We start from the raw sequence: 13727 nt of genomic DNA, 5'->3' as shown, positions 1-13727 counted from the left end.
TTTCCGGCGAGTCCGACTTTACCAGACTCTTTTCCGTTCCGTTTCCGGTCCGAATTTGATTCCAGTGGCCTGCGGAATGGCCTTTGCCTTTCGGCTGACTCGACTTTATCAGAAGCATTTCGGCCGAAGCGAATCGGCTGACTGCTCGAAAGAAGAAGAATCGATCGGCTCGGAGGAGATCCTGTCCCCTTCACGAGCAAGTTCAACTTTAGCTGCTACGTCCGGGCTTGTCCAGCCCCTTGCAACCGTTAAAATCTACCTCCCCACGCCGACCGTGTCAATGGTTTTTGTGGGCGACGAGGAGACTAGCAGGTCAGCGGCCTCGTACGCACATCGCCTCTCAGGCTGCGGCAGGAAGCTCCGCACTTCGCTCGGTGGCGTCGAGATCTCCGATGTCTCCCCCGCGGGCTGCTCTGCCTCCGAGGATGTAGACGTAGGCGAGGAACGCCAGCTCAGCCACGATGCCGATGGCGATGCGGGCCCACGTCGGAAGTCCGGAGGGGGTGACGAAGCCTTCGATGACGCCGGACACGAACAGGACCAGCGCCAGCCCGATGGCCATGCCCAACGCCGCTCGGCCTTGCTGGGCCAGCGCGGAACGCCGGGTTCGGGGCCCCGGGTCGATCACCGTCCAGCCGAGGCGAAGTCCCGTTCCCGCTGCGACGAAGACCGCGGTGAGCTCCAGCAGGCCGTGCGGAAGGACGAGCCCCAGGAACGTGTCCAGCCGGCCCGCCGAGGACATCAGTCCGATGCCGACGGCGAGGTTGAGCACGTTGACGAACAGGATCCAGATCACCGGTATGCAGAGGAACGCTCCCAGGACCAGGCACATGGCCGCTGCCTGGGCGTTGTTCGTCCAGACCTGTGCGGCGAAGGAGGCTGCCGGGTGACTGGAGTAGTACGTCTCGTACTCCCCACCGGGCCGGGTCAGGGCGCGCAGGTCTTCCGGTGCGGCGATGGCCGCCTGCACGTCAGGGTTCGCGCCGATCCACCAGCCGATGACGGCCGACAGAAGCACGGACAGCACAGCGGTGGGTATCCACCAGTGCCGCGAACGGTAGACGGCTGCGGGAAACCCGGCGGTCAGGAACCGCCCGGCGTCGCGCCACGAGGCCCGGCGCGTCCCCGTCACGGTCGAGCGTGCACGGGCCACGAGCTGCGTGAGACGGGCGGTCAGCACGGGGTCCGGGGCGCTGGACCGGATCAGGGACAGATGCGTGGCGGTGCGCTGGTACAGGGCGACGAGTTCGTCCGCCTCCGCGCCTGTCAGGCTGCGCCCACGGTGCAGAAGATGGTCCAGGCGGTCCCACTCGGTGTGGTGGGTGGTCACGAAGACGTCGAGATCCATGGTCGGCTGCTGCTCCAGGCATGGGTGCGTACGGGTCCGTACTTCGGCGGCGCGCTGCGGGTCAGCTTGGCAGACTGTGGGCCCGAGGGGCAGAGAAGGGTGGCGAGGGGTGGGGTGGCGATGAATGAGCTCGTGACCGGAGACGCGGTCGTACTGGGGCTGCAGCCGGCTAGGTTGCCCAGCCGGGCGTTGGCGATCGCCATCGACCTCGCGGTGATTCTGACGGTGTTCGTCCTGCTGTCCATCGGTCTGGCGGTAGCCACGGTGACGCTGGACGAGGCCGCTGCCGCCGCGATCGCGGTAGCCGTGTTCCTTCTGGTGCTGGTGGGCGGGCCGGTAGCCGTCGAGACCCTCACTCATGGGCGCTCGCTCGGGAAGCTTGCCTGCGGGCTGCGGGTGGTGCGGGACGACGGCGGGCCGATCCGCTTCCGGCACGCACTCGTGCGGGGCGCCATGGGCATGGTCGAGATTCTGGGGACGGTCGGCGTCGTGGCCTGCGTCGCTTCCCTGGTGTCCGCCCGTGGGCGCCGGCTCGGTGACGTCTTCGCCGGAACGCTCGTCGTACGGGAGCGGGTGCGAGCCGGGCGCACACTCGCCGTGCCGCCTCCGCCGCCCTGGCTGGTGGGGCGTTTCGCGCAGCTCGATCTTTCGGGGGTTCCGGACGGTCTCTGGCTGGCGATCCGCCAGTACCTGACACGGATGAACCAGCTCGACGCCGCCGTCCGCTGGTCGATGGCCGAGCGGCTGTCCGCCGATCTCGCCGCACGCACGGGCGTTCCGGTGCCGCAGGGGGTGCCGTCCGCCGCGTATCTGGCGGCTGTCGTGAACGAGCGGCAGGCGCGCGACGTCCGGCGGGTCTCGGCGGCCCACGGGCGCGGCGCCCGGGTCCAGGGACCGGCCGCAGCTCCCGCTGCCGCCCCTGCTCCCCCCGCCGCTCCCGCGTCTGCTCCTGCTCCTGCTCCGCACGCGGCCGACGGCCGGCCGTCCACGACCGGTTTCGCCCCGCCCGCCTGAGACTTCCTCCTGTCCGCCGGACTAGTCCTGGGCCTGGGCCCAGCTTTGGCCGGCGTCCTCGTCTCCGTCTGTGTCCCCGTCCCCGTCCAGGCCGTGGCCCCCGCCTCGGCCGTCGGGACGGGGCATGGCCGACGGCGGGGACTCGAGGTGCTCGAGCTCGATGCCAGGCGCCGCCAGCACCACGTCACCGGCGATGTGGACAGCGTGCTGCTCACCGGTGTCCAGAGCGTTGACCTGGTATTCGTCCACGATCAGAGGCCCGTTGTCAGTGGCGTGCGCTTCACTGTTCAGCAGGGACCAGGACTGGTCGACAGTGCGGGGGGCGAGGACCGGGTCCGTGAAGGTGACCAGACGGACGCGGGTCGCGGGGGAATCGGGGGTGAGGCGCAGGAGCCGGGCGACGGCGACGAGGAACGCGGGGGACGTGCCGGAGAAGGTATGGGCGCGGACATTGCCTTCGGTGGCATGGGTGCCGGTCGGATCGGTCCGTACCCAGGTGACCCCGTCGAGGGCGGCGCCGCGGATCTGCCAGCTCGCGGCGTGCAGTTCCAGACGGATGGGGCGGCCGAGTTCGTCCAGGGCCAGATCGACGGAACCGAGGTGGGAACCCGAGGGGCCCGTGGTCTGGGAGACGTAGCGCCAGCCCGAAGGGCCGGGTGCGCAGTGGAAGTGTTCTTCGCCGAGGGGGGTGTGGTCGTGGAGATCGTGGAGCGAATAACGGCCGCGGGGCATGGGGTCCTTCTGGTTCCTCGGGCTGTGCGGGTGCGGTACGGGGCAGGCCCCCGACACGGGGGTGCGGGGGCCTGCGCTCGGACCTGCTGCTGAGAACTGGGTCGGCCGGCTCAGCCGGTGCTGAACCGTCGGCCGGCCGACGGCCGGCTCAGTAGCGGTAGAGGTCGGACTTGTACGGGCCCTCGACCGGGACACCGATGTAGTCGGCCTGCTCGGGACGCAGGGTCGTGAGCTTCACGCCCAGCGCGTCGAGGTGGAGACGGGCGACCTTCTCGTCCAGGTGCTTCGGCAGCACGTAGACGTCGGTCGGGTACTCCTCGGGCTTGGTGAACAGTTCGATCTGGGCCAGGGTCTGGTCCGCGAACGAGTTGGACATGACGAACGAGGGGTGACCGGTGGCGTTGCCGAGGTTCAGCAGACGGCCCTCGGACAGGACGATGAGGACCTTGCCGTCCTTGAACGTCCAGGTGTGGACCTGCGGCTTGACCTCGTCCTTGACGATGCCGTCGATCTTCGCCAGGCCGGCCATGTCGATCTCGTTGTCGAAGTGGCCGATGTTCCCGACGATGGCCTGGTGCTTCATCCGGGCCATGTCCTTGGCCATGATGATGTCCTTGTTGCCCGTCGTCGTGACGAAGATGTCCGCGGTCTCCACCACGTCGTCCAGCGTCGTGACCTGGTAGCCGTCCATGGCCGCCTGGAGCGCGCAGATCGGGTCGATCTCCGTGATGATCACCCGGGCACCCTGGCCGCGCAGGGACTCCGCGCAGCCCTTGCCGACGTCGCCGTAGCCGCAGACGACGGCGGTCTTGCCGCCGATCAGGACGTCGGTGGCGCGGTTGATGCCGTCGATGAGCGAGTGGCGGCAGCCGTACTTGTTGTCGAACTTCGACTTGGTGACCGCGTCGTTGACGTTGATCGCCGGGAAAAGGAGGGTGCCGTCACGGTGCATCTCGTACAGCCGGTGCACACCGGTCGTCGTCTCCTCGGTCACGCCGCGGATCTCCGACGCCAGCTGCGTCCACTTCTGCGGGGACTCCCCCAGCGTGCGGTTCAGCAGGGTGAGGATGTGGGCGAACTCCTCGCTGTCCGCGGTCGAGGGGTCCGGGGCCTCGCCGGCCTTCTCGAACTCGACACCCTTGTGGACGAGCAGCGTGGCGTCGCCGCCGTCGTCGAGGATCATGTTCGGTCCGCCGGTGGGGGTGTTCGGCCAGGTCAGAGCCTGCTCCGTGCACCACCAGTACTCCTCCAGGCTCTCGCCCTTCCAGGCGAAGACCGGAACGCCGGCGGGGGCGTCCGGGGTGCCGTTCGGGCCGACCGCGATGGCGGCGGCCGCGTGGTCCTGGGTGGAGAAGATGTTGCAGGAGGCCCAGCGGACCTCGGCGCCCAGGGCGACGAGGGTCTCGATGAGCACCGCGGTCTGCACGGTCATGTGCAGCGAGCCGGTGATCCGGGCACCGGCCAGCGGCTGCGCGGCGGCGTACTCCTTGCGGATCGACATCAGGCCGGGCATCTCGTGCTCGGCGAGGGTGATCTCCTTGCGCCCGAAGGCGGCGAGGGAGAGGTCGGCGACCTTGAAGTCCTGGCGATTGGCGGCCGTCGTCATAACGGGCTGCTCCTCGTGATGGGTCGAGGGTGGGCTGGCTGGCTCTGCGGCGGCCACGGACATACGAATGCCCGGGCGATCCGCAGTGCAGTCCGTCGGAGGCCCTCTCTCCCTCGGCCGGTCCGCGTCCGCGGACCGATCGACCGCCATCAGCAGCGACGTCTGGTACTCCCCCGAATCTACACCGAACGGCCCAGTGAGCCCCAGTCCGCCAGGGCGGCGGAGTGGGTCACGGGGCCGTTCGGGGCTGATCCGAGGCAGGTCAGTGGCCGGATTCGTCCGGTGCGTCGGGAGCGCTGGGGCCACCCGGGGTCTTGCCCGGGTTGGTGCCCGCCGCGGCGGCCGCCTCGTTGTAGATGTCGGGCTCCAGGTAGATGACCCGGGCGATCGGGACGGCCTCGCGGATCCGGTTCTCCGCGGCGTTGATCGCCTCGGCGACCTCGGCCGCCGACTCCTCGGCACGCACCGCGATCTTGGCGGCCACCAGCAGTTCTTCCGGACCGAGGTGGAGCGTGCGCATGTGGATGACGCGGGTGACGGTGTCGCCGTCGACCACCGAGGCCTGGATCTTCTCGACGTCCTCGACCCCGGCCGCCTCACCGAGCAGCAGAGACTTCGTCTCGGCGGCGAGCACGATGGCGATGACGATCAGCAGGATGCCGATGCAGAGGGTGCCGATGCCGTCCCACACACCGTTGCCGGTGCCGAGGGCCAGGCCGACGCCCGCGAGGGCCAGGATCAGGCCCACGAGCGCGCCCAGGTCCTCGAGGAGGACGACGGGCAGCTCAGGCGCCTTGGCGCGGCGGACGAACTGCGTCCAGGACAGGTTGCCGCGCGTCTGGTTGGACTCGGAGATGGCCGTCCGGAAGGAGAAGCTCTCGGCGATGATCGCGAAGACCAGCACGCCGACCGGCCAGTACCAGGCCTCGATCTCGTGCGGGTGCTTGATCTTCTCGTAGCCCTCGTAGATCGCGAACATGCCACCGACCGAGAAGAGCACGATCGAGACGAGGAAGGCGTAGATGTAGCGCTCGCGTCCGTAACCGAAGGGGTGCTGCGGGGTCGCCTCCCGCTGGGCCTTCTTGCCGCCGAGCAGCAGAAGGCCCTGGTTGCCGGAGTCCGCCAGCGAGTGGACGCTCTCCGCCAGCATCGACGACGAGCCACTGAAGAGGAACGCCACGAATTTGGCCACTGCGATCGCGAGGTTGGCGGCTAGTGCCGCCACGATCGCCTTGGTTCCGCCTGACGCGCTCATGGGTGCCGGGTGTCCCTTCCTCGATGCTGCGGCACGGTCGCCGCGTTACGGCCGGACATTGTTGCAGTCGCTGGCGCGGACGGTACGTCAGGCCACCACGGTCGCCCGGAAGAGCGTCCCCGTACCCGACACTTCGACCGTTTCGTCCGCCGCGACGAACACCGATTCGCCGGGGGCGAGCGTGATCTCCCCGGCTCTCGGGGCACCCGCCGTGCAGAGGAGGATCTGCGGGGTCGGGGCGCCGAGGCCGACAGGGGCGCCGCCGGCCGGCAGGACGTAGCGCGACAGCCGGAACTCCTCGGCCGGCGTCTCGTACAACTCCTCGCCGGAGGGCCCCGCCTCGGGCCGCAGTATGGCGGGGTCGGTGGCTTCGAAGCGGACGACGCGCAGCAGTTCGGGTACGTCGATGTGCTTGGGGGTCAGGCCGCAGCGCAGCACGTTGTCGGAGTTGGCCATGATCTCGACGCCCAGGCCTCCGAGATACGCGTGCGGCACACCCGCGCCGAGAAACATGGCCTCGCCGGGCTGGAGTTGGACGTAGTTCAGGAGCATGGCCGCGATGACGCCCGGGTCGCCCGGGTAGTGGTGGGCGATCTGCGCGTACGGGGCGTGGTCACCGCCGAGCCGTTCCGCGGCCTCTGCCGCCTCCGCGACCGTGTGCGCCATCTCGTCCGGGTCCGCGCCCAGGATCGCCGTGAGGACCTCGCGCAGGGCGGCCTCTTCGGGGTGGGCGCTGAGCAGGTCCACGTAGGGCTTGAGGGAGTCGACGCCGAGGGCGGACAGCAGGCCGGCGGCCTCCGCGGGCCTGCGGAAACCGCACAGCCCCCGGAAGGGCGTGAGGGCGCAGATGAGTTCGGGCTTGTGGTTGGCGTCCTTGTAGGTGCGGTGCGGGGCGTCGACGGGGATGCCCCGGCGCTCCTCGTCCGCGTACCCCTGCTCCGCCTGCGCGAGGTCGGGGTGGACCTGGAGGGAGAGCGGGGCGCCTGCCGCGAGCAGCTTGAGCAGGAAGGGGAGGCGGGGGCCGAAGGCGGCGACGGTGGCGGCGCCCAGTTCGCGTACGGGATCGGCGGCGATGACGTCCGTGAGGGACAGCTCGCCCGGAGCGGAACCCGAGGCCGAACCCGGGACGGAGCCCGAGGCGGACGCGAAGGAGTCCGAGGGGCGGGAGAGCCGGGACGGTGCTCCCGGGTGGGCGCCCATCCACATCTCGGCCTGCGGTTCGCCGGTCGGGGCTGTGCCGAGCAGCTCGGGTATGGCCGTCGTGGACCCCCAGGCGTAGGGGCGCACGGTGTTGGACAGCCGGTCCATGGAGATTCGTCCTCGTGGTGCGTGGGTGCGAGGGGCGGTGGCGCCCGGGGCAAGGGGCGGGCCGTCAGGCCCGGTTGTCGGAGGCCAGTGAGGCGTAGACGGCGGCGAAGTCGGTGACCGCGAGGAGTTCGGCGAGCGCTTCGAGCTCGGTGCCCTCCTCCGGTTCGAGCTCACTGATGGCCGTGTCGTGGCTCAGGGCGAGTTCGCGGGCGGCCGGCGCTGCGGTGAGGCCGCCGGCGGGCCGGTCGCGGAGCAGGACGACGCGGGCGCGCATGGCTTCGGGCTCGTCCACGCGGTCCCGGAAGAAGTCGTCCGGGTCGGCTCCCGCGGCGAAGGCCCCGGCGAGCAGCCCCCCGTGCGACGGCAGTGCCTCCGGAAGTTCGGCCACGAGCGCAGGACGGCCGGCGAGCTCGGCCAGGACGGCGGCGAACCGGCGCCCGACGGGGCCGGCGGCCTCGCCTTCCGTCCAGACGAGCGGAAGGCTGTCGGCCAGTTCCGCCGCGAGGGTCTTCGCGGGGTTGCTGTACGTGGCGATGGCCGGTCCGCAGCGTTCGGCGGCGCTGTCGAGCCGGTCGGCGACCTTCTGCAGGGCATCCGGGGCGGCGTCGATCAGCCCCACCCGGTCGAGCAGGGCGAGCAAGGGGGTGAGCAGCGCCCAGAGGGTGCCGGGGCCCGCCGCCGAGGTCTCGGCGTCGTACTCCCCGTGCGGGGCGGCTGCCATGGGTACGACGAGGCCGTGGACCCCGTCCACCGCTTCGCGCAGCGGCGAGCGGACCGGGGCGACGGCGACGACCGTGCAGCCGCGGCGGTACGCCTGCTCGGCGAGCAGTGCCAGCCCGGGCTCCGACCCGTCGGCCGTGGCGATGAGCAGCAGGTCCACCGACCCGGCCCAGCCCGGCAGCGTCCAGCGCAGCGCTCCACCCGCTGCCGCGACTCCGGTGGGCCGGATCGAGGTGACGGGGGCGGCGGCTCCGGCCAGGGCGCCGATCAGGTCGGCGACGCCCGCAGCGGCGGTGCCGGGGCCCGCGACGAGCACGGCGCGTGGCCGGCCTTCGGGGGCCAGGGTGCCGATGCCGGCCTCGGCGGCGTGCCGGGCGGCGGTGCGCACACGCGCCCCGGCCTCGGCGGCGCCGCGCAGCAGACCTCGCCTGTCGGCTCGGGCCAGGGCTTCCGGTGCGTCGAGGAGCGACTCGTCGAGCATGGCGTAGGGCCTCCGATCGCCGTGCTGATCAGGGTGCGGTGATTACGCGGGGCGGCGGGCCTCGTCGACGAGCAGGACCGGGATGCCGTCCCGTACCGGGTAGGCGAGACCGCAGTCCGTGCCGGTGCAGACCAGCTCGGGGCTCTCGGCCGCGGAGCGGTCGTCGAGCGCGGCACGGCAGGCCGGGCAGGCGAGGATCTCCAGGAGGCCGGCTTCGAGCGGCATGAGGTGGGTCCCTTCGGGCGTACGGGGCGGATCCGCTCCGGGCGCCCCGGTCGGGGTCCGCGGAGCGTGGGGCGTGGTCAGCCTACCGCCGGGCCGTGCGGGTCGCGGCCCGGCAGGCCCCGCCCGGCGGCGCATGCGTCGGGCGGGGGCACCCGGTGAGCGGATCGGACACCGGGCATCGTGCACGCCCCGCAGGGCGTGTGCCCGCAACGCGTGGGGTCACGCGCGCACGAGAGCGAGAACCTCGTCGCGTACGCCCGTCATCGTCTTCTCGTCCCGCGCCTCGACGTTCAGGCGCAGCAGCGGCTCGGTGTTGGAGGGGCGGAGGTTGAACCACCAGTCGGCGCCGGTCACCGTGAGGCCGTCAAGTTCGTCGAAGCTCACGCCGTCACGGCTCCCGTACTCCGCCCTGATCGCCGCGAGCTTTCCGGCCTGGTCGGCCACGGTGGAGTTGATCTCGCCGGAGCCCGCGTAGCGGTCGTAGCGGTCGAGGAGCCCGGAGAGGGGGCCGTCCTGCCCGCCGAGCGCCGCCAGGACGTGCAGGGCGGCGAGCATGCCCGTATCGGCGTTCCAGAAGTCGCGGAAGTAGTAGTGGGCGGAGTGCTCACCGCCGAAGATCGCACCGTGCCGGGCCATCTCGGCCTTGATGAAGGAGTGGCCGACGCGGGTGCGGACGGGTGTGCCGCCGGCCTCCCTGACGACCTCGGGGACCGACCAGGAGGTGATCAGGTTGTGGATGACCGTCCCCTCGCCGCCGTTGCGCGCGAGCTCCCGGGCGGCGACCAGGGCCGTGATCGCGGACGGGGACACGCCTTCGCCGCGCTCGTCGACGACGAAGCAGCGGTCCGCGTCGCCGTCGAAGGCGAGGCCGAGGTCGGCGTTCTCGGCGAGGACGCGCGCCTGGAGGTCGACGATGTTCTTCGGGTCGAGCGGGTTCGCCTCGTGGTTGGGGAAGGTCCCGTCGAGCTCGAAGTACATGGGTACGAGGTCGATGGGGAGCCCGGCGAAGACCGTCGGGACGGTGTGGCCGCCCATGCCGTTCCCCGCGTCCACGACGACCTTGAGGGGCCGGATCCCCGAGAGACCGACGAGACCCAGCAGGTGGGCGGCGTAGTCGGTGAGCGTGTCGCGCTCCGTGACCGTGCCCGGGGTTCCGGCGGGGCTCGCCGGGGCCCCGTGCTCGGACCACTGCTCGACCAGGGTGCGGATCTCGGTCAGGCCGGTGTCCTGGCCGACGGGCGCGGCTCCGGCGCGGCACAGCTTGATGCCGTTGTACCGCGCCGGATTGTGCGAGGCCGTGAACATCGCTCCGGGCAGGTCCAGTGCGCCGGAGGCGTAGTACAGCTGATCGGTGGAGCAGAGCCCGATGAGGGTCACGTCGGCGCCACGTGCCGTCGCCCCGCGGGCGAAGGCGGCGGCCAGGCCGGGCGAGGACGGCCGCATGTCGTGCCCGATCACGATCGCGTCCGCTTCGGTCACCTGCACGAAGGCGGCTCCGAACAGCTCCGCCAGCGGCTCGTCCCACTGGTCGGGCACGATTCCGCGCACGTCGTACGCCTTCACGAGCTGCGACAGATCAGCAACCACGGCCGGTCCTCCTGGGGGGTCTCTACGGACCGCCCAAACTACCCGGCGCCTCTCGGCTCCCGGTCAGGGGAGCATCCAGCCCAGCACCGCCGTGCTCTGGGCCATCACGACGAGGCACATCACCAGCAGCAGCCCCAGGCTCCACGGCAGTACCTTGCGCAGCAGATCGCCCTCCCGTCCGGCAAGGCCGACGGCCGCGCAGGCGATGGTCAGGTTCTGCGGGGAGATCATCTTGCCCAGCACGCCTCCCGAACTGTTGGCGGCGGCGAGGAGTTCGGGGGAGAGGCCGGACTCCCGTGCTGCGGACACCTGGAGGGCGCCGAAGAGTGCGTTGGCCGAGGTGTCGGAGCCGGACACGGCGACGCCGAACCAGCCGAGCACCGGTGAGAGGAAGGCGAGCCCGGCGCCGGCGGCCGCGACGAACTGGCCGATGGTGGCGGCCTGTCCGGAGAGGTTCATGACGTAGGCGAGGGCGAGCACGGAGGTCACGGTGAGGATGGCGTAGCGCAGTTCGTGCACGGTGGCGGCCCACTCGCGCACCGCTGTGCCAACCCGTACGCCGAGGACGACGGCCGTGATCAGGCCGGCGAGCAGGACGAGGGTGCCGCCGGTGCCGAGGAGCGGCAGGGTGAACACGTTGGCGCCGACGGCTTCACCGTCCGGCCCCGCGACGTCGAGGAACGGCCAGTCGAAGACGCGCGTCGCCTCGGCCAGCAGCCGCTTGACGGGCGGGATCTGGGCCACGGAGAAGACCACGATGATCAGCGCGTACGGGGCGTAGGCGCGCATCACCTCACGGCGCGGGTCCTCCTTGTCGAGGTCCTCGCTGCGTACGCCCGTCAGCACGGCGGCGCGCACGGGTTCGGCGGCGGGCTTGCGGGCGCCGGGCAGGGCGATCAGCGCGCCCGCGCCGACCAGAGCCGCGGCGATGTCGGCGAGCTGGGCGGAGACGAAGTTCGACGCGGCGAACTGGGCGACGGCGAAGGCCACTCCGCACACCAGCGCGGGCATCCAGGTCTCGCGCAGCCCGCGCCTGCCGTCCACGAGGAAGACCAGGATCAGCGGGACGACGAGAGCGAGCAGTGGCGTCTGGCGTCCGACGACCGTGGCGACGTCGTCCAGCGGCAAGCCGGTGACCTGGGCGAGCGTCACCACGGGGGTGCCCATGGCGCCGAACGCCACGGGCGCGGTGTTGGCGACGAGGGAGACGACGGCGGCCTTCACCGGGTCGAAGCCGAGCGCGACGAGCATGACCGAGCAGATCGCCACGGGTGCGCCGAATCCGGCCAGCGCCTCCAGGAGCGCGCCGAAGCAGAAAGCGATGACCAGCGCCTGGATGCGGGGGTCGTCGGAGACCCGCCCGAAGGAGCGCCGCAGGATGTCGAAGTGCTGGGTGCGGACGGTCATCCGGTACACCCAGAGGGCGTTGACCACGATCCACATGATGGGGAAGAGACCGAAGAGCCCGCCCTGCGCCCCTGCGGAGAGCGTCTGCCCGACCGGCATGCCGAAGGCCAGCGTGCCGACGAGCACGGCGACGGCGAGACCGATGAGTCCCGCACGGTGGGCCTTCATCCGTACGGCGCCGAGCAGGACGAGGACGGTGACCAGAGGCAGCGAGGCCACGAGGGCGGACAGGGCGAGCGAATCGGCTACGGGTTCGAGTTGCTGGACAAACACACAGACCTCCCCGGATTCCGTGATGCGGAAGCGATCTCTCACGGGTGGGGGAATGGTCGTGTCCGCGACAAGTGGACGTCAATGCTCCGTACCGGAAAACTTCTTTCGGGCGAGTACGTGACGGGTGGGGCGAGTGATACGGAAGAGCCCTCCGCCCGCCGGGCGGAGGACCGTACGGTCACCGTCACCCGGGGCACAGGAGACGGTCTCGGCCACCCGGGGTGGAGGACCGGAGGTCTCACCTGTGGTGGTGGACCCGGACGTATCGGTCGCCCCGGGTGGAGCGCCGTCAGGAGTCCGGTGAGCGCAGCACTCTCAGATGGCCCCGACGCGCGACCTCGACCGGGTCCGCCGTGCGCGGTCCCCGGACCGCCTGCTGGCGGTCCTGCGGCCGGGCCGCCTCGCGCACCGCGTTGGCGAGCGCTTCGAGATCGTCACCGCTGGGGCGGGTGGGGGCCGAGGGGTCGGAGAGCCGGACGACCTCCCAGCCACGTGGCGCGGTGAGCCGCTCGCCGTGTTCGGCGCAGAGGTCGTAGCAGTGGGGCTCGGCATAGGTGGCGAGCGGGCCGAGGACCGCGGTCGAGTCGGCATAGACGTACGTCAGTGTCGCGACGGCGGGACGGCCGCACGCAGTTCGCGAACAGCGACGTACAGGGCTCACGATGTTGGACGGTACCGCACTCTTGAGCGGGCTGCGACGACTCTCCCCCACCTCACCCCCACGTGTCGCCCCCGGGGCCCGGCCACGGACGGCTCGGACGTACCCCTTCCGACCTGCGTGGCAACCGGTGCGAGCCGGGTGTTCGCGGGCCTCCTGCGGTCGCCGGGGAGAACATATGCGGTCATCCGGCGGATGGCCGCCGGTCGGACCAAGGGCCGGATCCGCTCTCAACCCTGGCCTGAATGTTCATCCGCGGACATCCGGCCGTACATCCGGTCGGTCATCCGGTCCGAGGCCCGGTCCGGCGTCCGGTCCGGCGTCCGGCGGCACATCCGGCGGACATCCGGCGGGCCCGCGAGGAAGCCGTGATCGCCGGGGACATCGGAGGGTTACGCTGCGTCGGTGATGGACAGTCCTGTACCGCCCCCTTCGTCCGAGCCACGGCCCCGCCGCCGCGACCGTCACGGCCGTGGCATGCGTGGACCGCTCGCGCCGCCTCAGGTGCCGCTGTCGGTCAGCAGGGCCGAGAGCTTCCGCGATCTCGTCCAGGACTCGGTGGAACGGCTGGAGCGTCGCTGGCCGCAGCTGGCGGACGTCGACTTCCTCGTCCTCGACGTACCGGGATCGCTGGAGGAGACCGTGCCGCTGGGCCGCGCGCTGTCCGCCGTGAAGGGGCAGCCCGCGCAGATCGTGATCTACCGGCGCCCGGTCGAGATCCGCACCAAGAGCCGCGACGAGCGCGCCCTACTGGTGCACGAGGTCGTGGTGGAGCAGGTCGCGGAGCTGCTCGGCCTCTCCCCCGAGTCGGTCGACCCGCGCTACGGGCAGGACTGAACGGTCCGCAGCGCGTCCGCGGCCAGTCGTCCGGACCGGCAGACCCCGCGGTCCAGTCGTCCGGACCGGCAAATCGCGCCGTCGAGCGCCCTGACCGGCAGGGCCCGCCGTCAGTAGTCCAGGACCGAAAGACCCCGCGGTCCAGTCGTCCGGACCGGCAAATCGCGCCGTCGAGCGCCCGGACCGGCAGGGCCCGCCGTCAGTAGTCCAGGACCGAAAGACCCCGCGGTCCAGTCGTCCGGACCGGCAAATCGCGCCGTCGAGCGCCCGGACCGG

Annotated in this window: 12 protein-coding genes; 2 read left to right on the top strand and 10 right to left on the bottom strand. The window is 71.2% G+C overall.

The features are described 5' to 3' along the window. Positions 1–340: 340 nt before the first annotated feature. Positions 341–1348, bottom strand: coding sequence for a stage II sporulation protein M (locus ACFYQ6_RS28120; RefSeq protein ID WP_388765547.1), 1008 nt, complete (start codon positions 1346–1348; stop codon positions 341–343). A gap of 120 nt (positions 1349–1468) precedes the next feature. Here ACFYQ6_RS28120 and ACFYQ6_RS28115 point away from each other — a divergent pair, with 120 nt between their 5' ends. After that, complete coding sequence (locus ACFYQ6_RS28115; protein WP_388765545.1) at positions 1469–2362, top strand: RDD family protein; 894 nt, start codon at positions 1469–1471, stop codon at positions 2360–2362. Positions 2363–2383: 21 nt separating this feature from the next. Here the strand turns inward: ACFYQ6_RS28115 and ACFYQ6_RS28110 are convergent, their stop codons facing one another. From ACFYQ6_RS28110 to ACFYQ6_RS28070, 9 genes are all read right to left on the bottom strand, one after another. Continuing rightward, entirely contained in the window at positions 2384–3094 is a 711-nt protein-coding gene (locus tag ACFYQ6_RS28110) for a hypothetical protein (RefSeq protein WP_388765543.1), read from the bottom strand. Positions 3095–3242: 148 nt separating this feature from the next. Then, the gene (gene ahcY, locus ACFYQ6_RS28105) at positions 3243–4700 is read right to left on the bottom strand and encodes an adenosylhomocysteinase (RefSeq protein WP_361586938.1); all 1458 of its coding nucleotides are present in this window, start codon (positions 4698–4700) and stop codon (positions 3243–3245) included. Positions 4701–4962: 262 nt separating this feature from the next. Beyond that, the gene (locus ACFYQ6_RS28100; RefSeq protein ID WP_361586941.1) at positions 4963–5955 is read right to left on the bottom strand and encodes a cation diffusion facilitator family transporter; all 993 of its coding nucleotides are present in this window, start codon (positions 5953–5955) and stop codon (positions 4963–4965) included. 87 nt (positions 5956–6042) lie between these two features. Next, positions 6043–7263 carry a mannose-6-phosphate isomerase, class I gene (gene manA, locus ACFYQ6_RS28095; RefSeq protein ID WP_361586944.1) on the bottom strand — a complete coding sequence of 407 codons (1221 nt, stop codon included), beginning with the start codon at positions 7261–7263 and terminating at the stop codon, positions 6043–6045. 64 nt (positions 7264–7327) lie between these two features. Beyond that, positions 7328–8464 carry an SIS domain-containing protein gene (locus ACFYQ6_RS28090; RefSeq protein WP_361586946.1) on the bottom strand — a complete coding sequence of 379 codons (1137 nt, stop codon included), beginning with the start codon at positions 8462–8464 and terminating at the stop codon, positions 7328–7330. A gap of 42 nt (positions 8465–8506) precedes the next feature. Beyond that, positions 8507–8689 (bottom strand): Trm112 family protein, encoded by a 183-nt coding sequence (locus ACFYQ6_RS28085; protein WP_356742502.1) that lies wholly within the window; start codon positions 8687–8689, stop codon positions 8507–8509. Positions 8690–8908: 219 nt separating this feature from the next. Then, entirely contained in the window at positions 8909–10276 is a 1368-nt protein-coding gene (locus tag ACFYQ6_RS28080) for a phosphomannomutase/phosphoglucomutase (protein ID WP_388765539.1), read from the bottom strand. 63 nt (positions 10277–10339) lie between these two features. After that, positions 10340–11956: an L-lactate permease gene (locus tag ACFYQ6_RS28075; RefSeq protein WP_388765537.1), complete on the bottom strand. Its 1617-nt coding sequence runs from the start codon at positions 11954–11956 to the stop codon at positions 10340–10342. A 289-nt stretch (positions 11957–12245) separates the two neighbouring features. Then, positions 12246–12668 (bottom strand): DUF3499 domain-containing protein, encoded by a 423-nt coding sequence (locus ACFYQ6_RS28070; protein ID WP_361586954.1) that lies wholly within the window; start codon positions 12666–12668, stop codon positions 12246–12248. Between the two features lie 354 nt (positions 12669–13022). Between ACFYQ6_RS28070 and ACFYQ6_RS28065 the strand changes: the two genes are divergently transcribed. Further along, positions 13023–13451 (top strand): metallopeptidase family protein, encoded by a 429-nt coding sequence (locus ACFYQ6_RS28065; protein ID WP_361586956.1) that lies wholly within the window; start codon positions 13023–13025, stop codon positions 13449–13451. The last annotated feature ends 276 nt before the right edge of the window (positions 13452–13727 follow it).

Source organism: Streptomyces sp. NPDC005494, assembly GCF_042872025.1.
In the GTDB taxonomy this organism is placed as follows: domain Bacteria; phylum Actinomycetota; class Actinomycetes; order Streptomycetales; family Streptomycetaceae; genus Streptomyces.
The sequence above is the reverse complement of the archived record's forward strand: the minus strand, read 5'-3'. Positions and strand labels throughout refer to the sequence as shown.